Here is a 23,077-nt window from a genome sequence, read left to right on the forward strand (position 1 = left end):
CATCATCGAAATCCTCAAGGGACTCGAGGTCTTCCAGGAGCGCCGCCATACCCCCAGTTTCGAACACGTGTTCGATAACCGCAAGGGTTCTAATGACTTATTTCGAGCCTCTCACCGGGGTTTCCCTAGGCCCGAGGGCACGTTTCTGCACATCCGGATCAGGCGCCCGGCTTCAGCACCACCTTGATGCAGCCGTCCTTCTTGTCGCGGAAGGTCTCGTACATCTCGGGTCCGCGCGAGAGGGGCACCCGATGGGTGACGAGATCCTCTGTACCGAGGGGATCGTTCTCCTGCTCGACGACCTTCAACAACTGATCGCGCCAGCGGTGCACGTTGCACTGGCCCATGCGCATCGTGAGCTGCTTGTCGAACATGCGCATGAGGGGCATGGGGTCGGCCATGCCGGCGTAGACGCCGGCGAGCGAGACGGTGCCGCCGCGGCGCACCGCATCGATCGCGAGGTCGACGGCGGCGAGGCGGTCCACGCCGGCCGTCGTCATCACTTTCTTCGCGAGCGGATCGGGCAGCACGCCGACGGCGTTCTGCAGCAAGGACGTTGCGGGGTTGCCGTGAGCCTCGAGCCCGACGGCGTCGACCACCGAGTCGGGGCCGCGGCCATCCGTCGCGTCGCGCAGCGCCTCGAGCTCGTCGCCGTCGAGGTCGAAGGTCTCGGCGCCGTAGCGCTCGGCCATCAGACGCCGTTCCGGCACGGGGTCGACGGCCACGACCCGGTGTCCGAGCAGCGATCCGATGCGCACGGCGAACTGCCCGACCGGCCCGAGGCCGATGACGCCGAGCACGCCGGCATCCGGCAGTTCGGCATACTGAACGGCCTGCCAGGCGGTGGGCAGGATGTCGCTCAGGAAGAGGTAGCGGTCATCGGGCAGGTCATGCCCGACGATCAATGCGTTGGCGTCGGCGAGCGGCACGCGCAGGTACTCCGCCTGGCCGCCGGGAACACTGCCGTACAGCTCGGTGTAGCCGTAGAGGTCCGCCCCGGTGCCGTGCTCGCGGTTCTGGGTGGTCTCGCACTGCGTGGTGAACCCGCGCTGGCACATGAAGCAGTGCCCGCAGGCGATGACGAACGGAATGACGACCCGATCGCCCTTCTTGAGCCGCCGGACCGCGGGTCCGACCTCTTCGACGACCCCCATCGTCTCGTGGCCCAGCACGTCTCCACGGTTCAGGAAGGGGCCGAACACGTCGTAGAGGTGGATGTCGGAGCCGCAGATGGCAGTGGACGTCACGCGGATGATCGCGTCGGTGCCCTCCTGGATGCGGGGATCCTCGACCTCGTCGACGCTCACGGAGCGGGTGGCCTGCCAGGTCAGAGCTTTCATGCATTCTGTCTACGCCGGCGGCCAGCACCCGGGCAGGGGCTTGACACCATTCGACCCGGATCCCTCGCCCGAGGCCGTCGCCCGACTACTTCGCCCGACGCGGTGCGGCGTTGTAACGGATGCTGCGGGCCTCGGCGATCTGGCGCTGCCGGTAGTTCGCGCGCTTCTCGCTCAGTCGCTCGTCACGCGGCGGCATCTGCAGTTGATCCTCCGCGGCGATTCCGGCGTGCAGCTGCCTGGCCCGCTCGACCTCTGCGTCGCACTGGGCGCCGAAGAGCAGCGCGAGGTTGGCGATCCACATCCAGATGAGGAAGATGAGGGCGCCGGCCAGCGAACGGTAGATCTTGTCGTAGTTCGAGAACCCGACCGCGTAGATGAAGAACGCCGCCGACGAGAGCACGAGGGTGACGAGCGAGATGACCGCCCCGAGGCTCAGCCAGCGCAACCGCCGCTGGTGCACGTTGGGCGTGGCGAAGTACAGGGTGCCGATCAGCAGCACGCCGAGAAGCACGAGCACCGGCCACTTGCCGATGCTCCACACGGTCACCCAGCCCGTGCCGAGGCCCAGGGCGTCGGCGCTCGCGGTCGCGATCGTGCCCGACACGACCGAGAGCACGGCTATGAGGCCGATGATGAGGATGACCGCGACAGCGACGCCCAACTGCTGCGGCTTGAGGATGCGGAAGGAACGGCCCTCGTCGATCTCGTAGATGCGGTTCATCGCCCGCGCGAAACCGCCGACGTAGCGCGAGACGGTCCACAGGGTCAGGAGCACGCCGAAGGCGAGGGCGAACCAGCCTGAGCCGTGCGCGAGCTCGTCGAGGGCCTGGCGAACGCCCTGCGTCGAGACGCCCGAGAAGGTGTGCTCGAATCCCTTGAGCAGGGTGTCGATCGCGCCCGCGCCGTCGCCGAACATGACGAACCCGGCGACGATGGCGATCAGCGCCGGGAAGATCGAGAGCACGCCGTAGTAGGTGAGGGCAGCTGCCGCGTCGGGCAGGTCGTTGAACCCGAAGGCACGCGTCGTGCGCTTGAGGATGTAGATCCACGTCGAGCGCGGAAGCTGCTGGGGACCTGAGGGCTCCACGTCCTCCTGCTCGGCCGCGACGGCTGCGGTCTGGGTCTGCGTCACGGATTCTCCTCGGCTGATCGATGAACACTGTAGCGGTGAGCGGCCAGGTGCATTGCCCCTTGCGCGTCCGCCGACATCCGGTCATGCTCGGCGGATTCACGGTTGTTCCCGGCGGCACCGGCGTAGCATTGCGGCTATCCGGAAGAGGTGTGTCATGCGTGGATCACGTCGCTGGTTGCCGGCGATTCTCATCCCCGCGGCCATCGCGGCCGCAGCCGTCATCGCGCCGCTCCAGGCGGGCGCTGCGACCGACCTTGCCGACCTGAGCGCCGACCAGTTGGTGCAGCGCGTCGCCGCGTCCGACGCAGAGGCCTTCAGTGGCACGTTCGAGCAGGAATCGCAGCTCGGACTGCCCGACCTCTCCCTTCCCGGCAACGCGCCGCAATCGGAGGCGGGAGCCGCCTCGGCCCTCGAGCTCGCGACGGGCAGCCACACCGGCCGTGTCTACGTCGACGGCGCCGACCACGTGCGGGTGCAGGTGCTCGACGCGCTCGCCGAGCGCGATGCCGTGCGCAACGGCGACGAGGTCTGGCTCTACTCCTCGAAGCAGAACGAGGCCACCCACGCGAGCCTTCCGGATGGCTCGGCGGATGCCGCGCTCAGCAATGCTCAGACTCCGGGGCAGCTGGCCGAGCACTTCCTCACCCTCGCCCGCGAAGACGCCCGCCTCAGCGTCGCCGCCGACGGAAGCGTCGCCGATCGGCCCACGTACACCCTCGTCATCACGCCGACGAGCACGGACACGCTCGTGGGCGACGTGCGCATCTCGGTGGATGCCGCCACCTGGGTTCCCCTGCGGGTGATCGTGCGCGCCCGAGGCGTCTCGGATCCCGCGTTCTCCCTCGGCTTCACGACGTTCGACACCGCCCGCCCCGACGCCGAGCGCTTCGCGTTCACGCCGCCGGCGGGAGCGACCGTGACGGAGCGGACGGTGCCCGCCGGCACGAGGCACGTTTCCGCCGCCGACGACTCCGCCGCCCCGCTCGTCCACGGATCGGGCTGGGACGCCGTCGCCGAATTCGCGACGGGAGCACTGCCGGCCGAGCTCGAGGCCTCGCCGCTGTTCTCACAGCTGACGAACCGGGTCGAGGGCGGCCGGGCGGTCACGACCTCGCTGGCGAGCCTGCTTCTCACCGACGACGGCCGCATCCTTGCCGGGGCGGTGCCGCTCTCCCGCCTGCAGGCGGCGGCCGCCGAGTGAGCCGCTGCTGAACGCCGTGCGCCCGGAGGGCGAGGCCGACCTCGCGATCTCCACCACCGCGCTCGTGAAGAGATTCGGCCGCCACGAGGCCGTCGGCGGCATCGACCTGCGCGTGCCCCGGGGCTCGGTGTTCGGGTTCCTCGGTCCCAACGGGTCGGGCAAGACCACGACGATCCGGATGCTGCTCGGGCTGGCTGCGCCGACCTCGGGGGAGATCCGCGTACTGGGCGCCGCCATGCCGGCGGCGGGCAACGAGGTGCTGCCGCGGGTGGGCGCCCTCGTCGAGGCTCCCGCCTTCCTGCCGTTCCTCAGCGGCATCGAGAACCTCCGCCGTCTCGACAGTGCCAACCGGGCGGCGCCCGGCGGCACGCGTGCGGTCCGGATCGCCTCCGCGCTGGAACGCGTCGGTCTGGCGCACGCCGGGGCGACGAAAGTGAAGGCCTACTCGCTCGGCATGAAGCAGCGCCTCGGCATCGCCGGCGCCCTGCTGCTGCCGCGCGAGCTGCTCATCCTCGATGAGCCGACCAACGGACTGGACCCGCAGGGCACGCGCGAGGTGCGCAGCCTCATCCGGTCCCTCGCGCACGCGGGGACGACCGTGTTCGTCTCGAGCCACCTGCTGGCGGAGGTCGACCAGGTGTGCACGCATGCCGCCGTGATGAGCCATGGATCTCTCGTGGCGTCCTCGTCGATCGAGGCGCTGCGCAGCGGAGGGGAGAGCTCCCTGCGCGTGCTCACCCCGGATGCCACCGCGGCCGTCGCCGCGCTCGCCGCCCTCGGCCTGGCCGGCACGGCGGACGAGCAGGAGGGGCTCGTCGCGGCCCCGCTTCCGCAGGACGGACCGCCTGTCGAGCACGTCGTCGCGGCGCTCGTCTCGGCCGGAGTGCGTGTGCGCGGCATCGAGCGATCCGGACGCAGTCTCGAGGAGCGGTTCGTGGCGCTCACCGGGGAGGGCTTCGATGTCGACGGCTGAGGCGCGGCCCGCCCGCTCGGTCGTCGGGTGGGCGCTCGTGGGCTCCGAGCTCGCCGTGCTCTACCGCCGACGGCGCACGTGGGCGCTCCACGCAGCGCTGGCGGCGGTTCCGGTGCTCATCGCCGTCGCCGTGCGCATCAACGCCGAACGCTCCCGCTCCGGCGGTCCCGCCTTCCTCGGCCAGATCACCGAGAACGGCTTGTTCGTGGCCTTCGCGGCGCTCGTCGTGTGCGTGCCGCTGTTCCTGCCGCTCGCTTCGGCCGTGGTGGCCGGCGACGCGATCGCGGGGGAGGCCGCTCACGGCACGCTGCGTTACCTGCTGGCGGCTCCCGCGGGCCGCGTGCGGCTGCTTGTGGTCAAGTACGCGGCCGCCGTCGTGTTCTGCCTCACGGCCACCCTCGGCATCGTCGTGGCCGGTGTCATCGCGGGCGCGGCCCTCTTCCCGATCGGGCCTGTCACCCTGCTCTCCGGCGACACCGTGGGGGTGACGGAGGCGCTCGGGCGCATCCTCCTCGTCGCCGCCTACGTCTGCGTCTCGCTTCTCGGCGTCGTCGCGATCGGGCTGTTCGTCTCCACGCTCACCGACGTTCCGATGGGGGCGATGGCAGCGACACTCGTGCTGTGCATCGCCTCGCAGGTGCTCGACTCGCTCCCGCAGCTGGATGCGCTGCATCCGTGGCTCTTCAGCCACCTCTGGCTGGGCTTCGCCGACCTGCTGCGCCAGCCGATCGCCTGGGAGTCATTCGGCGCGAACGCCCTGCTGCAGGCCGGCTACATCGCTGTCTTCGGCGCCCTCGCCTTCGGCCGCTTCACGACCAAGGACATCCTCTCCTAGGAATGAATGATCCTCATCGGGTACCGGTGGTGGGACTCGAACCCACATGCCCTCTCGGACAAAGCATTTTGAGTGCTCCGCGTCTGCCATTCCGCCACACCGGCTCACGAGCCTGCATCAGAATACCGTAGGCTTTCCTGCGTGACAGACGCAGACACCACCGCCACTCCGCCCCGACGAGTCGTCGTTGCGGAGGACGAGTCCCTCATCCGCCTCGACATCGTCGAGATCCTGCGCGATAACGGATTCGACGTGGTCGGCGAGGCCGGTGACGGCGAGACCGCCGTGGCCCTGGCAACGGAACTGCGTCCCGATCTCGTCGTCATGGACGTGAAGATGCCCAAGATGACCGGCATCCAGGCGGCCGAGCAGCTGAGCAAGAACCACATCGCCCCCGTCGTGCTGCTGACGGCATTCAGCCAGAAGGAACTCGTGGAGCAGGCGAGCGAGGCGGGCGCCCTGGCGTACGTCGTCAAGCCGTTCACTCCGAACGACCTGCTGCCGGCCATCGAGATCGCCCTGGCCCGTTACGCCCAGATCATCGCCCTCGAGGCCGAGGTCGGCGACATGGTCGAGCGCTTCGAGACCCGGAAGCTCGTGGACCGGGCCAAGGGCCTGCTCAACGAGAAGATGGGCCTGACCGAGCCCGAGGCGTTCCGCTGGATCCAGAAGGCCTCGATGGATCGCCGCCTGACGATGCACGACGTCGCCCAGGCCATCATCGAGCAGCTCGCACCCAAGAAGGCCTAGCCCTCATATGCTCCGCCGTGCATGAGCACGGCGGGTGATCCAGCGGGGTCCGAGGGTGTCGGAACCGGCTTGTAGGCTGGAATGGTGTCGGACGCAGAAAAGCCCACCCTCCTTGTCATCGACGGCCACTCGCTCGCGTTCCGGGCCTTCTACGCGCTGCCGGTGGAGAGTTTCCGCACCCGCGACGGCCAGCACACCAACGGCATCCACGGCTTCCTCTCGATGCTGCTGCTGCTCCTGCAGAACGAGAAGCCGACGCACATCGCCGTCGCCTTCGACATCTCGCGGTACTCCTTCCGCACCCGCGACTACGCGGAGTACAAGGGCACGCGCGGCGAGACGCCGTCCGAGTTCATCGGGCAGATCCCCCTGCTGCGCGACGCCCTTGCGGCCATGAACATCACCACCCTCGACAAAGAGGACTACGAGGCCGACGACATCCTCGCCACCCTCGCCAAGCGCGGGGTCGAAGAGGGCTACCGGGTTCTGCTCGTCTCCGGCGACCGCGACACGATCCAGCTCGTGAACGAGAACGTCATCCTGCTCTACCCCAACTCCCAGGGCGTGTCCCAGCTGAAGCGCTACGACGTCGCCGCGGTGCAGGAGCGCTACGGCATCCGGCCGGAGCAGTACCCCGAGATCGCCGCACTGGTCGGCGAGACGAGCGACAACCTGCCCGGCGTCAGCAAGGTCGGCGAGAAGACCGCCGTCAAGTGGCTGAACCAGTACGGCGACCTGCAGGGCATCCTCGACAACGCCGAGAAGATCACGGGCGTCGTCGGCCAGAACCTGCGCGACCAGAAGGAGAACGTCGTACGCAACCGGCGCCTGAACCGGCTGGTGGACGACGTCGAGCTGCCGATCGCCCTCGGCGACCTCGCCCGGCAGTCGATGAACGACGATGCGGTGCGCGAGCTCTTCGGCCGGCTCGAGTTCCGCACGCTTCTCGACCGCGTCTACAAGCTCGAGGGAACGGGCACCACGAGCGGTGCCGAGGGTGCAGCGGCGATCGCCGCGGCTGCCGCCGGCGTGCCTGCCACGCCCACACCGCTGGCGCTCGTGGGCGACGAGCTCGCCGCCTGGCTCGAGAGCTCTGCTGCGGCCCATCCCGAGGGGCTCGGGTTCACCGTCGAGGTGCTCGACGGTCGCGTCATCGGCTTCGGGGTGGCGAGCCCGACCGAGGCCGTCACCCTTCCGTGGCAGCCGAGTCGTTCCGACTACCTGCCGCTCGAGCGCTGGCTCGCCTCGGATTCGCCCAAGATCATGGCCGACGCGAAGCCCCAGCTGAAGGCGCTCCGGCGGACCGGCCTCGACTTCGACGGCATCCGCACCGACGTGCTCGTCGCCGGATGGCTGCTGCGGCCGAGCCTGCAGGAGAAGACGCTCGCCGATCTCGTTCAGCGTCACCTGCACGAGATCATGCCCGAACCCGACGTGAACCAGCTCGTTCCCGACGATGACGTCGCCGGCGGGGTGGCGATCGCGGCCTGGTACGCCGCTCGCGTCGCGCCCATCGTGCTCGAGCAGCTCTCCGAGGGATCGACCCGGGTGCTCACCGACATCGAGATGCCGGTGCTCGTGGCGCTCGTCGACATGGAGCTGCGCGGCGTCGCCGTCAGCCACGCGGAGCTCTCGGAGCTCTCGGCCCAGCTCGCGGAGCGTGCCGCGTCACTGGCGGCCGCCGCCTACGCCGAGATCGGCCGCGAGGTGAACCTGGGTTCGCCCAAGCAGCTGCAGGAGGTGCTCTTCGATCAGCTGGGAATGCCGAAGACGCGCGCGAACAAGACGGGCTACTCGACGGATGCCGGCGCCCTCGCCGACCTTCAGGAGAGCAACCCGCATCCCTTCCTCGACCTGCTGCTGCAGCATCGTGACGCCACGAAGCTGCGCCAGATCGTCGAGAGCCTCGACAAGGCGATCGACGGTGAGGGTCGCATCCATACGACCTACAGCCAGATCGGCGCGGCCACCGGGCGCATGTCGTCGAACGACCCCAACCTGCAGAACATCCCGGTGCGTACCGAGGAGGGCCGGCGCATCCGCGGGGCCGTGCAGGTGGGAGCGGGCTACGAGACACTGCTCACGGCCGACTACTCGCAGATCGAGATGCGCATCATGGCGCACCTCTCCGAAGACCCGGGGCTCATCGAGGCCTTCAACGCCGGAGAGGACCTGCACCGCTTCGTCGGTGCGCGCATCTTCGGCGTCGACCCCGCCGACGTGACCTCGCTGCAGCGCACGAAGGTCAAGGCGATGTCGTACGGCCTCGCGTACGGCCTGAGCGCCTTCGGCCTGTCCAAGCAGCTGCGCATCGACACCGCCCAGGCACGGCAGCTCATGAGCGACTACTTCGAGCGCTTCGGTGCGGTGCGCGACTACCTGCGCCGTGTCGTCGAGCAGGCCAAGATGGACGGCTACACCGAGACGATCTTCGGTCGCAGACGGCCGTTCCCCGAGCTCGCGAGCCCCAACCGCATCCAACGTGAAGGGGCGGAGCGCGCCGCGCTCAACTCGCCCATTCAGGGCTCGGCCGCCGACATCATCAAGGTCGCCATGGTCGGCATCGAGCGCGACACCGCCGAGCAGCAGCTCAGCTCCCGCATGCTCATGCAGGTGCACGACGAGCTCATCTTCGAGGTCGCCGAGGGGGAGTGGGATGCGATGGAGGCCATCGTGCGTGCCCGCATGGGCGGAGCGGTCGACCTTCTCGTTCCTCTCGACGTCCAGATCGGCCGCGGCCCGAACTGGGACGCCGCCGCCCACTGAGATCGCGTGCACGGGAGTAGCGGCGCCCCATAGAGTCGTGACATGACTGCGCCAGAACAACGCACTCCCACCGCCATCGACGCCATCGCGGAGCAGTGGGTCGACACGATCGTCGAGCTGGAGCCGACGCTCGGCACCTACATCGGCCGCACCGAGTCCGACACCCGCTTCGGCGACTACTCGCCAGCAGGGCACGAAGCACGCGTCGCCGCGGCGAAGGCCGCGGCGGAGACCCTCGTGGCCGCGGAGCCCGTCGACGACGTCGATCGCGTGACGAAGACAGACCTGCTGAGCGAGCTGCTGCTCTCCGTCGAGAGCCACGACGCCGGCCTGCACCTGCGCGACCTCAACGTGATCGCGAGCCCGGCGCAGGAGATCCGCGAGATCTTCGACCTGATGCCGACCGCGAGCGTGGAGAACTGGGACGCCATCTGCAAGCGCCTGGCCGCGGTTCCCGCCGCCGTCGACGGCTACATCCAGACCCTGCGGCTCGGCATCGCGAACGGCGTGACGCCGGCTCGCCGGCAGGTGCGCGAGGTGACCACGCAGGTGCGCAAGTACGCGCACGCCGGCGGATTCTTCACGAGCTTCGTCGCCGATGCCGAGCTCGAGCACGGCTCGCTGCCCGCATCGCTGGCGCGCCACCTGTCCGACCATGCCGGGGAGGCCGCGACGGCCTACGGCGAACTCGCGGACTTCCTCTCTCACGAGCTGGAACCCAAAGCCACCGAGCAGGACGCGATCGGCCGTCACCTCTACGCGCTGAACTCGCGCCGGTTCCTCGGCGCCGTCATCGACCTCGACGACACCTACGAGTGGGGCCTCGAGGAGCTCGCCCGCATGCGCGCAGAGCAGGAGGCGATCGCCCGTGAGATCAAGCCGGGCGCATCCGTTCGGGAGGCCATCGAGTTCCTCGACGGCGATCCGGCGCGCAAGCTGCACGGCACCGACGCGCTGCAGCGCTGGATGCAGGAGACGAGCGATCGCGCCGTCGCCGAGCTGGGCGCGACGCACTTCGACATCCCCCAGGAGATCCGCACGCTCGAATGCCGCATCGCACCCACGCAGGAGGGCGGCATCTACTACACCCCGCCGACCGACGACTTCTCCCGCCCCGGTCGCATGTGGTGGTCGGTGCCCGAGGGGGTCAACGAGTTCGACACCTGGCGCGAGCTCACCACGGTCTACCACGAGGGCGTTCCCGGCCATCACCTGCAGCTGGGCCAGGCGGTCTACAACCGCGCCAAGCTGAACACCTGGCGCAGGCAACTCGCCGGGACCTCGGGCCACGCCGAGGGCTGGGCCCTCTACGCCGAACGGCTCATGGAACAGCTTGGCTACCTCGACGACCCGGCCGACCGCCTCGGCATGCTCGACGGGCAGCGGATGCGCGCCGCTCGCGTGGTGCTCGACATCGGCGTGCACCTGCAGAAGCAGCGGCCCGACGGCCAGGGGGCGTGGACGGCCGAGTACGCCCTCGAGTTCATGCGCGAGAACGTCAACATGAACGACGGCTTCATCCGTTTCGAGGTGAACCGCTACCTCGGCTGGCCCGGGCAGGCGCCCTCCTACAAGGTGGGCCAGCGCATCTGGGAGGAGCTGCGCGACCAGGTGCATTCCCGAGAGGGGGAGTCGTTCTCGATCAAGGAGTTCCACCGTCGCGCCCTCGATCTCGGGGGAGTGGGACTGGACACGCTGCGCCAAGCCCTCCTCGGGTGAGGACCTCCCCGTACGAACGTGCGCTCGGCGGCAGGATTCACGACCTCGACCCGCGACTGCGGGCCTACTTCTCCACGATCCCGGAGGGTCAGGTCGGGCAGGGCCGCGGCACGTTCGACGTCGTCGGCACTCCGCGGCGCTGGCTCTGGCCCGTGCTCTGGCTGCTGAGCGGTGATGACGTGCTCTGGCCCGTATGGCAGGGCGGCGTGCCCTTCGAGATCGAGAACCGGCAGGTGGGCGACGCGCTCGTGGCTCGCCGCGTGTTCCACCTCTCCGGCGGCGATCGCGTGATGGTCGACGAGATGCGCTGCACCGCGGGGCGGCTCGTCGACGCCCTGGGGTCCCGCGGCGACGTGCGCGCCGGCTTCGAGGCCACGGTCGATGCCGGTGCTCTCCAGCTGGACTCACGGGCCGTCGGGTTTCGCATCCGACACCTGCGCGTGACGGTGCCCCGGCTCATCCGGCCGCGCGTGCGCCTGGTCGAGCGGATCGACGGCGCGAGCGGGCGCCAGCACGTGCGGCTCACGATCACGCTGCCCGTTCTGGGACTCATCTACGAATATGCCGGCAGCTTCGAGTACGAGCTGCGGCCTGAGGGGGAGGCATGAAGCGTGTCGTCATCGCCGGCGCGTCCGGCTTCATCGGTCATCGACTGATCGAGCACTATCGGGATCAGGGTGTCGAGGTTCTCACGATCGGCCGCTCCCGAGCGGATGCGGCGTGGGGTGACCGAGACGCGATCCTCGCGCTCATCGAGGGCTCCGACGTGCTCATCAACCTCGCGGGCAAGAGCGTGAACTGCCGTTACACCGCGGCGAACCGGGCGGAGATCTTCCGCTCCCGCCTCGAGACCACCCGAGAGCTCGGCGAGGCCGTTCGGGAGGCCTCCAACCCGCCCTCCGTCTGGTTCAACGCCTCCACCGCCACGATCTACCGCCACGCCGAAGACCGTCCCATGACCGAGTCGACGGGCGAGCTCGGCACCGGATTCTCGGTTCAGGTGGCGAAGGCGTGGGAGGCGGAGCTCTTCGACGGTGAACTGCCCGGCACGCGCCGGGTGGCCCTGCGCATGGCGATCGTCCTGGGCGACGGGAGCGTCATGGTGCCGCTGAGCAACCTCGTCAGGTTCGGCCTCGGCGGCGCCCAGCTCGATGGCCGCTGGTTCCGCACACGCAGTCGGCTCGCCAGCGGAACGCAGCACGTCTTCGGTGCTCGGGGCGGCCGGCAGCGCTTCAGCTGGGTGCACATCGACGACGTCGTCGGCGCCATCGACTTCCTCACCGCGCACGGTGAGATCGACGGCGTCGTCAACGTGAGCGCGCCGCATCCGAGCGACAATCGCACCTTCATGGCGACCCTGCGCCGGCTCCTCGGCGTTCCGATCGGCCTTCCCGCACCGCGGCCGCTGCTCGAGATCGGCTCGGCCGTCATCCGCACGGAGACCGAGCTCGTGCTGAAGAGCCGCTGGGTGCTGCCGGAGCGGCTGACGGATGCGGGCTACGTCTTCGCGTATCCGGACCTCGGACCCGCCCTGCGTGCGGTGCTGGGAGCGAGGAATTCCCAGCCCGAGCCGAGCGTTGCAGCTGAGTGAACTCCCGGTTCAGAGGGGACCTCGCGCGTTTGCGGCCGACCTTCCGAAGCCGGTAAGCTGGAACGTCACGTTCGTGACGTCCTATCCGCATGCCTCTCGCGGAAAAATCAAGAGCTCTGCACTCGCGAGTGGCCTGAACCTGTCCGTACTGGAGCAACTACTACATGACAACCGCAACGACCGAGAAGGCAACCAAGCAGGTCGCTATCAACGACATCGGCTCCGCCGAAGACTTTCTTGCCGCGGTCGAGAAGACTTTGAAGTTCTTCAACGACGGTGACCTCATCGAGGGAACCGTTGTGAAGATCGACCGCGACGAGGTTCTCCTCGACGTCGGCTACAAGACCGAGGGCGTCATCCCCTCGCGCGAACTCTCCATCAAGCACGACGTCGACCCCTCCGAGGTCGTCAACGTCGGCGACACCGTCGAGGCCCTCGTTCTCCAGAAGGAGGACAAGGAAGGCCGCCTCATCCTGTCGAAGAAGCGGGCTCAGTACGAGCGTGCATGGGGCGACGTGGAGAAGATCAAGGAAGCCGATGGCGTCGTGACCGGTTCGGTCATCGAGGTCGTCAAGGGCGGCCTCATCGTCGACATCGGACTCCGCGGATTCCTCCCGGCCTCGCTCATCGAGCTTCGCCGCGTTCGGGACCTCACGCCGTACCTCGGCCAGGAGATCGAGGCGAAGATCCTCGAGCTCGACAAGAACCGCAACAACGTCGTGCTCTCCCGCCGTGCCCTGCTCGAGCAGACCCAGTCCGAGAGCCGCACGACCTTCCTCAACAACCTGCACAAGGGCCAGGTCCGCAAGGGCGTCGTCTCGTCGATCGTCAACTTCGGTGCGTTCGTCGACCTCGGCGGCGTCGACGGTCTGGTTCACGTCTCCGAGCTCAGCTGGAAGCACATCGAGCACGCCAGCGAGGTCGTCGAGGTCGGTCAGGAAGTCACCGTCGAGATCCTCGAGGTCGACCTCGAGCGCGAGCGCGTCTCGCTCTCGCTCAAGGCCACCCAGGAGGACCCGTGGCAGGTGTTCGCCCGTACCCACGCGATCGGCCAGGTCGCACCGGGTAAGGTCACCAAGCTCGTTCCGTTCGGTGCGTTCGTTCGCGTCGCCGACGGCATCGAGGGCCTCGTGCACATCTCCGAGCTCTCCGGCAAGCACGTCGAGCTCGCCGAGCAGGTCGTGTCGGTCGGCGAAGAGGTCTTCGTCAAGGTCATCGACATCGACCTCGAGCGTCGCCGCATCTCGCTGAGCCTCAAGCAGGCCAACGAGGGTGTCGACCCCGAGGGCACCGAGTTCGACCCGGCGCTCTACGGCATGCTCACGGAGTACGACGAGCAGGGCAACTACAAGTACCCTGAGGGCTTCGACCCCGAGACCAACGAGTGGCGTGAGGGCTTCGAGGCCCAGCGCGAGAAGTGGGAGCAGGAGTACGCTGCCGCCCAGGCTCGCTGGGAGGCCCACAAGAAGCAGGTCGCAGCGGCTTCCGCTGAGGCCGCCGAGGCTCCGGCAGCCGCCGGCACGTCGTTCTCGAGCGAGACGGTCTCGGCCGGCACGCTCGCCGATGACGCATCCCTCGCCGCGCTGCGCGAGAAGCTCTCGAGCAACTAGTACAGCCCAGCAGTGAGACGGCCGGACCCTTCGGGGTCCGGCCGTTTCGCGTTTCCTATGCTGGAGGCATGAGTGATCTTCCCCGCGACCGCCGGCATGCGCAGTCCTTCCGAGAGAACGCCGGCGGCTATGACGCGCATCGTCCCGGCTATCCCCGTGAGAGCGTGCAGTGGCTCCTCGGGGACGCGCACGACGTTGCGGATATCGGGGCAGGCACCGGCAAGCTGACGCGGGAGCTCGTCGAGCTCGGTGCGAACGTCACCGCGATCGACCCGGCACCCGAGATGCTGCACGTGCTCGGCGAGCGACTGCCGCAGCTGACCCGCCTGGAGGGCGCCGCCGAGAACCTGCCGCTGCCCGACGCATCGATGGATCTCATCACGTTCGCGCAGGCCTGGCACTGGGTCGACGTGGATGCCGCCACCCGGGAGGCGCTCCGCGTGCTGCGTCCGAAGGGGCGACTCGGCCTCATCTGGAACACGCGCGACGAGTCCGTCCCGTGGGTCGACGCCCTCTCTGCGGCGATGCACCGGGGCCTGCACGAGGCGAGCGCCTACGAACCGCAGCTCGGTTCAGGGCTCGAGCTGGTCGGGCAACGCGAGCAGCGCTGGAACGCGCGCACCGACCGGGAGGGGATCCTCGCCCTGGCAACGACCCGCAGCTACTACCTCACGGCCACCCCGGCCGAGCGCCGGGTCATGATCGCCCGCATCGAGGGCGTGCTGGACGCCTTTCCCGAGACCTCGGGCAGCGAGATCCTTCTGCCGTACGTGACCCAGGCGTGGATCGCCGAACGCTGGACGCCCGGATGCTGAACCTCCCGGGTCGCGTCCGTACCGGGGCCGGTAGGCTGGGCGCGTGTACCTCATCGGTCTGACGGGCGGGATCGCCGCGGGCAAGTCCACCATCGCCCGCCGTCTCGTGGAGCACGGCGCCGTGCACATCGACGCGGACGAACTGGCGCGCCGGGTCGTCGAGCCGGGAACTCCCGGCCTCGCGCAGGTGAGGGAGGCCTTCGGCGATGCCGTCATCACGGCAGACGGACGGCTCGATCGGGCGGCGCTCGGCCAGCTCGTCTTCGGCGACCCCGAAGCTCTCGCCCGGCTGAACGCCATCGTGCACCCGCTGGTTCGCGAGCTCTCGACGGCGCGCATCCAGAAGGCGGCGGCCGCCGACCCGGATGCCGTGGTCGTCTACGACGTGCCCCTGCTCGTCGAGGCCGCCGTCGATCATCCCTTCGACCTCATCGTGGTCGCCCACGCCGAGAAGAAGACCCGGGTGCGCCGGCTGGTCGAGCTGCGCGGTCTGAGCGAGGAGCACGCCGAGGCGCGCGTGGGGGCCCAGGCCGGCGACACAGCGCGCCTGAACGTGGCCGACGTCGTCATCGACACGAACGGCAGCATGGCCAACACGGTGGGCCAGACCGACGGGCTGTGGGCGCGCATCCGGCGGGAGCAGAGGGCGTCCGCTCAGGGCTGAGCGCCAGCGGGCTCGCTCCGGCGGGAGTGTCGGCGGTGCTCCGTAGACTTGGAGAATGGATGCCACACGCTCAGTACGACCCTTCCAGGTCGTCAGCGAATACACGCCGAGCGGCGACCAGCCCACCGCCATCGCGGACCTGGCTGCGCGCATCAACGCCGGCGAGACCGATGTCGTGCTGCTCGGCGCGACGGGTACCGGCAAGTCGGCGACCACCGCCTGGCTGATCGAGCAGGTACAGCGCCCCACGCTCGTGCTCGCGCACAACAAGACGCTCGCGGCGCAGCTCGCGAACGAGTTCCGCGAGCTCATGCCCAACAACGCCGTCGAGTACTTCGTCTCGTACTACGACTACTACCAGCCCGAGGCCTACGTGCCGCAGACCGACACCTTCATCGAGAAGGACTCCTCGGTCAACGCCGAGGTGGAGCGACTGCGCCACTCCACGACGAACTCGCTGCTCAGCCGGCGCGACGTCGTTGTCGTCTCGACCGTCTCCTGCATCTACGGACTGGGAGCGCCGTCCGAATACCTCGATGCGATGATGCCGCTGCAGGTGGGCCAGCGCGTGGACCGGGACTGGCTCATCCGCAAGTTCGTCTCGATGCAGTACCAGCGCAACGACATCGACTTCTCGCGGGGCAACTTCCGCGTGCGCGGCGACACCATCGAGATCATCCCGATGTACGAGGAGCTCGCCATCCGCATCGAGATGTTCGGCGACGAGATCGAGGCGCTCTACACGCTGCATCCGCTCACGGGTGAGATCGTGCGCAAGATGGACTCCGTCGCCGTCTTCCCCGGATCGCACTACGTCGCGAGCACCGACGTGATGAAGCGCGCCATCGGCACCATCCAGTTCGAACTCGGCGAGCGGCTGCGCGAGCTCGAGCGAGAGGGCAAGCTGCTCGAGGCCCAGCGCCTGCGCATGCGCACCCAGTTCGACCTCGAGATGATGGAGCAGATCGGGTTCTGCTCGGGCATCGAGAACTACTCCCGGCACATCGACGGCCGCGCGCCCGGGGAGGCGCCGCACTGCCTGCTCGACTTCTTCCCCGACGACTTCCTCGTGGTCATCGACGAGTCGCACGTGACCGTTCCGCAGATCGGTGCGATGTACGAGGGCGATGCCTCGCGCAAGCGCACGCTCGTGGAGCACGGCTTCCGGCTGCCGAGCGCCATGGACAACCGGCCGCTCAAGTGGGACGAATTCAAGAACCGCGTCGGCCAGACCGTCTACCTCTCCGCGACGCCCGGTCGCTATGAGATGGGCATCGCCGACGGCATCGTGGAGCAGATCATCCGGCCGACCGGGCTGGTCGACCCGCAGATCGTCGTCAAGCCGAGCAAGGGCCAGATCGACGACCTGCTCGAGGAGATCCGCCAGCGCGCCGAGCGCGATGAGCGCGTGCTCGTCACGACGCTCACCAAGAAGATGGCGGAGGAGCTCACCGACTTCCTGACCGAGGCCGGGGTGCGGGTGCGCTACCTGCACTCGGATGTGGACACGCTGCGCCGGGTCGAGCTGCTCACGGAGCTGCGCGCGGGCGTCTACGACGTGCTCGTCGGCATCAACCTGCTGCGCGAGGGCCTCGACCTGCCGGAGGTCTCGCTCGTGTCGATCCTCGACGCCGACAAGGAGGGGTTCCTGCGCTCCTCGACCTCGCTCATCCAGACGATCGGGCGCGCGGCCCGCAATGTCTCCGGACAGGTGCACATGTACGCCGACGTGCTCACCGACTCCATGAAGAACGCGATCGAGGAGACCGAGCGCCGGCGCGAGAAGCAGGTGGCGTACAACACCGCCAACGGCATCGACCCCCAGCCGCTGCGCAAGCGCATCGCCGACATCACCGACGTGCTGGCCCGGGAGGGCGCCGACACCGTGGCCCTGCTGGGTGGACGCGAGGGGCGCACGAAGGCTCCGACGCCCAACCTGCGCAGGGAGGGCATCGCCGCGGCCGGAGCCAACCAGCTCGAGGAGCTCATCGCCGACCTGAACGCCCAGATGATGGAGGCGGCGGGGGAGCTGAAGTTCGAGCTCGCGGCGCGCCTGCGCGACGAGCTCGGCGACCTGAAGCGGGAGCTCCGGCAGATGGAGAAGGCCGGGCACGCCTGAGGCGCCCGGTCCGGCCATCATGAGACTGCTGCTCACCTCCGGCGGAGTCACGAACGCAAGCATCCGAGCGCGTCTCGTCGAGCTCCTGGGCAAGCCGATCGCCGAGTCGCGCGCGCTGTTCATCCCTACGGCGCAATGGGGCCAGCCGCTCTGCTCGCCGGGCACGGTATGGCGTTCGATCGCGGGGGAGGGCGGCGGTGAACGCGGCATGTTCGACCTCGGCTGGGCCTCCGTCGGGGTGCTCGAGCTCACGGCGTTGCCCGGCATCTCCCCGGACCGCTGGGTCCCGTGGGTGCGCGAGGCCGACGTGCTGCTCGTGGACGGCGGCGAGGCGACCTACCTCGCGCACTGGATGCGGCGGTCGGGGTTGGCGGAGCTGCTGCCATCGCTTCAGCAGACGGTCTGGGTCGGCGTGAGCGCCGGGAGCATGGTGATGACGCCGCGCATCGGCCCGGCGTTCGTGGACTGGCCCGAGGGCGACGGCAGCGACGAGACGCTCGGCGTCGTGGATTTCTCCCTCTTCCCGCACCTGGACTATCCCGGCTGGAGTTCCCACACCCGCGAGAACGCCCGCCGCTGGGCCGACGGCATCGACGGCCCCGCGTACGCGATCGACGACCAGAGCGCGATCAGCGTCGTCAACGGCGCCGTCGAGGTCGTCTCCGAGGGGCACTGGGAGCTCCTCAATCCCTAGTGAGCGGCTCCGTTCGCTCAGGGCATCCCCTCGACGCACGAGAGTGTCAGAGGGGTTCCGTAGAATTCTTGGGTGTCTGTAACAAAGGTCGATTCCACCGCCAAACTCAGCGTTCGCGGCGCGCGCGTGCACAACCTGCGCAATGTCGACCTCGAGATTCCTCGTGATGCACTCGTCGTCTTCACCGGCCTCTCCGGCTCCGGGAAGTCCTCCCTCGCGTTCGACACCATCTTCGCCGAGGGCCAGCGCCGCTACGTCGAGTCGCTCTCGGCCTACGCCCGTCAGTTCCTCGGCCAGGTCGACCGCCCCGACGTCGACTTCATCGAGGGTCTGAGCCCCGCCGTCTCGATCGACCAGAAGTCGACGAACCGCAATCCCCGCTCCACCGTCGGAACCATCACCGAGATCTACGACTACATGCGACTGCTGTGGGCGCGTATCGGCGTTCCGCACTGTCCGGTCTGCGGGGCGAGAATCCAGAAGCAGACGGTGCAGCAGATCGCCGACCAGCTGATGGAGCTCGAAGCCGGCACCCGCTACATGATCGTGAGCCCGGTCGTCTCGCAGAAGAAGGGCGAGTTCGTCGACCTGTTCTCCGAACTGGCGGCCTCCGGATACTCGCGGGCCATCGTCGACGGCCAGCAGGTGCAGCTCAGCGAGCCCCCGACCCTGAAGAAGCAGGTCAAGCACGACATCTCCGTCGTCGTCGACCGTCTCGTGGCCGGTCCCGACATCCTCAGCCGCCTGACCGACTCGCTCGAGACGGCCCTGCGGCTCACCGACGGGCTCGTGAGCATCAACTACGTGGATGCCGAAGGCGACGCCGCCTGGCAGAACTTCTCCGAGAAGCTCTCGTGCCCGAACGGCCACCCCATCCAGCTCACCGAGATCGAGCCGCGCACCTTCTCCTTCAACGCGCCGTTCGGCGCTTGCCCCGAGTGCTCCGGCCTCGGAACCCGCATGTCGGTCGATGAGGACCTGCTGCTCGGCGACACCGAACTCTCCATCTCCGAGGGCGTCATCCTGCCGTGGACGAGCCAGGGCAAGAGCCTCTACAACTACTACGAGAAGCTGCTCGAGGGCCTGGCCCGCGACCTGAAGTTCTCGCTCGAGACGCCGTGGCACGACCTGCCCGAGAAGGCGCGCACCGCCGTGCTGCGTGGCGAGAACTTCGAGGTGCGGGTCAAGTGGCGCAACCGGTACGGCCGCGAGATGAGCTACACCTCCGGCTTCGAGGGCGTCGTGCCCTACATCGAGCGCCAGTACCTGCAGGCCGAGACCGACGTGCAGCGTGCGCGCTGGGCGGAATACCTGCGCGAGGTCCCGTGCCCCGTCTGCAACGGCAAGCGGCTGAAGCCCGAGGTTCTCGCCGTGCAGGTGCACGGCTCGAGCATCGCGGATGTCGCCGACCTCAGCCTCAGCGACGCCCACGCCTTCATGGGTGCCATGAAGCTGACCGACCGCGAGCAGCAGATCGCCGCTCAGGTGCTGCGCGAGATCACCCTGCGCCTGGACTTCCTCATCCGGGTCGGCCTGAACTACCTGAACCTCTCCCGGGCGGCGGGTTCGCTCTCCGGGGGCGAGGCCCAGCGCATCCGCTTGGCGACGCAGATCGGGTCCGGCCTGACAGGGGTGCTGTACGTGCTCGACGAGCCGAGCATCGGCCTGCACCAGCGCGACAACCGCCGGCTCATCGAGACCCTCGTTGCGCTGCGCGACCTCGGCAACACCCTCATCGTCGTCGAGCACGACGAAGACACCATCCGCACGGCGGACTGGATCGTCGACATCGGCCCCGGCGCCGGCGTCAACGGCGGGCGGGTCGTGCACTCGGGTTCGCTGGATGCGCTGCTGGAGAACCGGCGATCCCTCACGGGCGACTACCTCTCGCGCCGCAAGGAGATCATCACCCCGCACACGCGGCGACCGTTCGATAAGAACCGCAAGATCACCGTCGTCGGGGCCGAGGCCAACAACCTGCGCAAGGTCACGGTCGACTTCCCGCTGGGAACCTTCACCGCGGTGACCGGCGTGAGCGGCTCGGGGAAGTCCTCGCTCGTGAACGACGTGCTTTACCGGGTGCTCGCCAACAAGCTGAACGGCGCGCGCAAGCTTCCGGGCAAGCACACCCGGGTGACCGGACTCGACCACCTCGACAAGGTCATCCACGTCGACCAGGCGCCGATCGGCCGTACGCCCCGATCGAACCCGGCGACCTACACCGGCGTCTTCGACCGCATCCGCACGCTCTTCGCCGACACGATGGAGGCCAAGGCGCGCGGGTACCTGCCGGGCCGGTTCAGCTTCAACGTCAAGGGCGGCCGCTGCGAGGCGTGCTCCGGCGACGGCACCATCAAGATCGAGATGAACTTCCTGCCCGACGTCTACGTCGCGTGCGAGGTCTGCGGCGGTTCGCGCTACAACCGCGACACCCTGCAGGTGCACTACAAGGGCAAGAACATCGCCGAGGTGCTCGACATGTCGATCAGCGAGGGCGCCGAGTTCTTCGAGCCGATCTCGGCCATCCACCGCTACCTGAAGACCCTCGTCGACGTGGGCCTCGGCTACGTGCGGCTCGGCCAGAGCGCCACGACGCTCTCGGGCGGCGAGGCGCAGCGCGTGAAGCTCGCCACCGAACTGCAGCGCCGCTCGAACGGGCGCAGCGTCTACGTGCTCGACGAGCCGACGACGGGCCTGCACTTCGAAGACGTGCGCAAGCTGCTCAAGGTGCTGAACGGGCTCGTCGACAAGGGCAATACGGTCATCGTGATCGAGCACAACCTCGATGTCATCAAGTCGGCCGACTGGGTGATCGACCTCGGTCCAGAGGGCGGCTCCGGCGGCGGCAGGGTGATCGCGACGGGCACGCCCGAGCACGTGGCCGATGCGCGCGGCAGCCACACGGGCATGTTCCTGCGCGAGGTGCTCGATGCGGATGCGGAGAACCACGGCATCATCGCCAAGGTGGCCGGTTAGTATTCTCCGGCGATGGCCACTGCACTGAGTTACCGGCCCCGGCCGGGAGAGATTCCCACCGACCCCGGCGTCTACCGCTTCCGCGACGCCTCGGCGCGCGTGCTGTACGTCGGCAAGGCGAAGAACCTGCGCGCCCGGCTCTCGAACTACTTCGCGCCGCTGCACACGTTGCACGAGCGCACCCGGCGCATGGTGACGACGGCGGCATCCGTGGAGTGGACCGTCGTCAGCAACGAGGTCGAGGCGCTCCAGCTCGAGTACACCTGGATCAAGGAGTTCGACCCGCCCTTCAACGTCATGTTCAAGGACGACAAGTCCTACCCGTACATGGCGGTGACGCTCGGGGAAGAGGCGCCGCGCGTGCTCGTGACGCGCAACACCAAGATCCGCGGCGCCCGCTACTTCGGGCCGTACCCCAAGAAGTGGGCCGTCGACGAGATGGTCGAGCTCATGCTCAAGGCCTTCCCGATCCGCACCTGCAAGGACTCCGACTACAACCGTGCGATCGCCTCGGGCAAGCCCTGCTTCGCCGGGCAGATCGGGCGCTGCTTCGGCCCGTGCTCGGGCAAGGTCACGGTGGAGGAGCACCGGGTGGCCGTCGGCCGGTTCGTGAGCTTCATGCAGAATCAGGACCGGCGCCTCATCGGAGAGCTCACCCAGGAGATGAGGGAGGCCTCGGCCGAGCTGAACTTCGAGCTCGCCGCTCGTCGCCGCGACCAGATCCAGGCGCTCGAGGCCGTGCTCGCGAAGAGCGCCGTGGTGCTGCGCGACTCGGTCGACATCGACCTCTTCGGCGTGGTGCACGACGAGCTCGCCGTCTCGGTGCAGGAGTTCATCGTTCGCGGAGGCCGGGTGCGCGGTGTGCGCGGCTGGGTCGTCGACAAGGAGCTCGACATGTCGACGGGGGAGATCGTCGACCGGCTGCTCCAGACCGTCTACGGCGAGGGCGCCACGCCCGCGCGCGAGATCGTCGTGCCCGAGCTCCCCGACGACACGACGGCGCTGGAATCGTGGCTCGCCGGCCTCGGGGGCGCGAAGGTGCGGCTGCGGGCAGCCCAGCGCGGTGACAAGGCGGCGCTGCTCGAGACGGCCAACCAGAACGCCGCCCAGGCCCTCATGGTCTACAAGACCCGCCGCAGCGCCGACTTCACCGCCCGCTCGCAGGCCCTGGAAGACATCCAGGAGGCCCTCGAGATGCCCGACGCGCCGCTGAGGATGGAGTGCTACGACGTCTCCCACCTCTCCGGCACCAACATCGTCGCCTCCATGGTGGTCTTCGAAGACGGCCTTCCCCGCAAGGACGAGTACCGCCGGTTCAACGTTCCTGAATCCACCGACGACACCGACTCCATCTACCGGGTGCTGACCCGGCGACTGGCGTACCTTGCCCAGCCCGAGGAGCCGCTCGACGAGGAGTCGGGTCGTCGTCGCAAGTTCAGCTACCGCCCCAACCTGCTCATCGTCGACGGCGGTGCCCCGCAGGTGGCGGCGGCCGCCCGGGCGCTGGCGGAATCCGGCGTGACGGGCATCACCCTCTGCGGAATCGCGAAGCGGCTCGAGGAGATCTGGCTGCCCGACTCGGAGTACCCCGTGATCCTGCCGCGCGGCAGCGAGGCTCTGTTCCTGTTCCAGCGCATCCGTGACGAGGCGCACCGCTTCGCAATCACGCACCAGCGCGCCCGACGCAAGCGGGACATCTCCTCCGTGCTCGCGGAGATCCCCGGCCTGGGGCCTGCCCGGGTGAAGGAACTGCTGCGGCATTTCGGATCGGTGTCGCGCCTGCGCCAGGCGTCGATCGAGGAGATCTGCGAGGTCAAGGGAATCGGGCAGAGCCTGGCGGCCACGATCGGATCCCGTTTGAGCAGCGAGGGCTGATCGCGCTCGATAGGCTT

17 protein-coding genes and 1 tRNA gene are annotated in these 23,077 nt (G+C 68.6%); 15 read left to right on the forward strand and 3 right to left on the reverse strand.

The annotated features are described in order from the left end of the window. Positions 1-158: 158 nt before the first annotated feature. Both WDJ51_RS04525 and WDJ51_RS04530 read right to left on the reverse strand, forming a co-directional pair. Entirely contained in the window at positions 159-1,340 is a 1,182-nt protein-coding gene (locus WDJ51_RS04525) for an alcohol dehydrogenase catalytic domain-containing protein (protein WP_337851242.1), read from the reverse strand. 85 nt (positions 1,341-1,425) lie between these two features. Then, positions 1,426-2,472, reverse strand: coding sequence for a YihY/virulence factor BrkB family protein (locus WDJ51_RS04530; RefSeq protein ID WP_337851243.1), 1,047 nt, complete (start codon positions 2,470-2,472; stop codon positions 1,426-1,428). A 154-nt stretch (positions 2,473-2,626) separates the two neighbouring features. Here WDJ51_RS04530 and WDJ51_RS04535 point away from each other — a divergent pair, with 154 nt between their 5' ends. Genes WDJ51_RS04535 through WDJ51_RS04545 form a run of 3 tightly spaced genes read left to right on the forward strand, consistent with a single transcriptional unit; the run spans position 2,627 to position 5,481 of the window. Further along, on the forward strand, positions 2,627-3,673 hold the full coding sequence (locus tag WDJ51_RS04535; protein ID WP_337851244.1) for a LolA family protein: 1,047 nt from the start codon (positions 2,627-2,629) through the stop codon (positions 3,671-3,673). A gap of 7 nt (positions 3,674-3,680) precedes the next feature. Continuing rightward, complete coding sequence (locus tag WDJ51_RS04540) at positions 3,681-4,646, forward strand: ABC transporter ATP-binding protein (RefSeq protein WP_337851376.1); 966 nt, start codon at positions 3,681-3,683, stop codon at positions 4,644-4,646. After that, positions 4,633-5,481, forward strand: a complete 849-nt coding sequence (locus WDJ51_RS04545; RefSeq protein WP_337851245.1) for an ABC transporter permease — start codon at positions 4,633-4,635, stop codon at positions 5,479-5,481. Before WDJ51_RS04540 ends, WDJ51_RS04545 begins: the two co-directional genes overlap by 14 nt. A gap of 21 nt (positions 5,482-5,502) precedes the next feature. Here the strand turns inward: WDJ51_RS04545 and WDJ51_RS04550 are convergent. Further along, positions 5,503-5,585, reverse strand: a tRNA-Leu gene (locus WDJ51_RS04550). Between the two features lie 37 nt (positions 5,586-5,622). Between WDJ51_RS04550 and WDJ51_RS04555 the strand changes: the two genes are divergently transcribed. From WDJ51_RS04555 to uvrC, 12 genes are all read left to right on the forward strand, one after another. Continuing rightward, complete coding sequence (locus tag WDJ51_RS04555) at positions 5,623-6,231, forward strand: ANTAR domain-containing response regulator (protein WP_337851246.1); 609 nt, start codon at positions 5,623-5,625, stop codon at positions 6,229-6,231. 84 nt (positions 6,232-6,315) lie between these two features. After that, on the forward strand, positions 6,316-8,997 hold the full coding sequence (polA, locus tag WDJ51_RS04560) for a DNA polymerase I (protein WP_337851247.1): 2,682 nt from the start codon (positions 6,316-6,318) through the stop codon (positions 8,995-8,997). A gap of 42 nt (positions 8,998-9,039) precedes the next feature. After that, positions 9,040-10,716 carry a DUF885 domain-containing protein gene (locus tag WDJ51_RS04565; protein WP_337851248.1) on the forward strand — a complete coding sequence of 559 codons (1,677 nt, stop codon included), beginning with the start codon at positions 9,040-9,042 and terminating at the stop codon, positions 10,714-10,716. Next, positions 10,713-11,324, forward strand: a complete 612-nt coding sequence (locus WDJ51_RS04570) for a DUF4166 domain-containing protein (protein WP_337851249.1) — start codon at positions 10,713-10,715, stop codon at positions 11,322-11,324. Before WDJ51_RS04565 ends, WDJ51_RS04570 begins: the two co-directional genes overlap by 4 nt. After that, positions 11,321-12,307, forward strand: coding sequence for an epimerase (locus WDJ51_RS04575; RefSeq protein ID WP_337851250.1), 987 nt, complete (start codon positions 11,321-11,323; stop codon positions 12,305-12,307). Before WDJ51_RS04570 ends, WDJ51_RS04575 begins: the two co-directional genes overlap by 4 nt. 164 nt (positions 12,308-12,471) lie before the next feature. Beyond that, on the forward strand, positions 12,472-13,917 hold the full coding sequence (gene rpsA, locus WDJ51_RS04580) for a 30S ribosomal protein S1 (protein WP_337851251.1): 1,446 nt from the start codon (positions 12,472-12,474) through the stop codon (positions 13,915-13,917). Between the two features lie 68 nt (positions 13,918-13,985). Beyond that, a complete protein-coding gene (locus tag WDJ51_RS04585; RefSeq protein ID WP_337851252.1) occupies positions 13,986-14,732 on the forward strand; it encodes a class I SAM-dependent methyltransferase in 747 nt (248 codons plus the stop codon). Positions 14,733-14,775: 43 nt separating this feature from the next. Beyond that, entirely contained in the window at positions 14,776-15,396 is a 621-nt protein-coding gene (gene coaE, locus WDJ51_RS04590; RefSeq protein WP_337851253.1) for a dephospho-CoA kinase, read from the forward strand. 55 nt (positions 15,397-15,451) lie between these two features. Then, entirely contained in the window at positions 15,452-17,515 is a 2,064-nt protein-coding gene (gene uvrB / locus WDJ51_RS04595) for an excinuclease ABC subunit UvrB (protein WP_337851254.1), read from the forward strand. Between the two features lie 19 nt (positions 17,516-17,534). Beyond that, complete coding sequence (locus WDJ51_RS04600) at positions 17,535-18,209, forward strand: Type 1 glutamine amidotransferase-like domain-containing protein (protein WP_337851255.1); 675 nt, start codon at positions 17,535-17,537, stop codon at positions 18,207-18,209. A 72-nt stretch (positions 18,210-18,281) separates the two neighbouring features. Next, on the forward strand, positions 18,282-21,185 hold the full coding sequence (gene uvrA / locus WDJ51_RS04605; RefSeq protein ID WP_337851256.1) for an excinuclease ABC subunit UvrA: 2,904 nt from the start codon (positions 18,282-18,284) through the stop codon (positions 21,183-21,185). A gap of 12 nt (positions 21,186-21,197) precedes the next feature. Next, a complete protein-coding gene (gene uvrC / locus WDJ51_RS04610) occupies positions 21,198-23,060 on the forward strand; it encodes an excinuclease ABC subunit UvrC (protein ID WP_337851257.1) in 1,863 nt (620 codons plus the stop codon). Positions 23,061-23,077 lie beyond the last annotated feature (17 nt).

The sequence above is a fragment of the Rathayibacter sp. YIM 133350 genome (assembly GCF_037404875.1).
Classification (GTDB): Bacteria; Actinomycetota; Actinomycetes; order Actinomycetales; family Microbacteriaceae; genus Orlajensenia.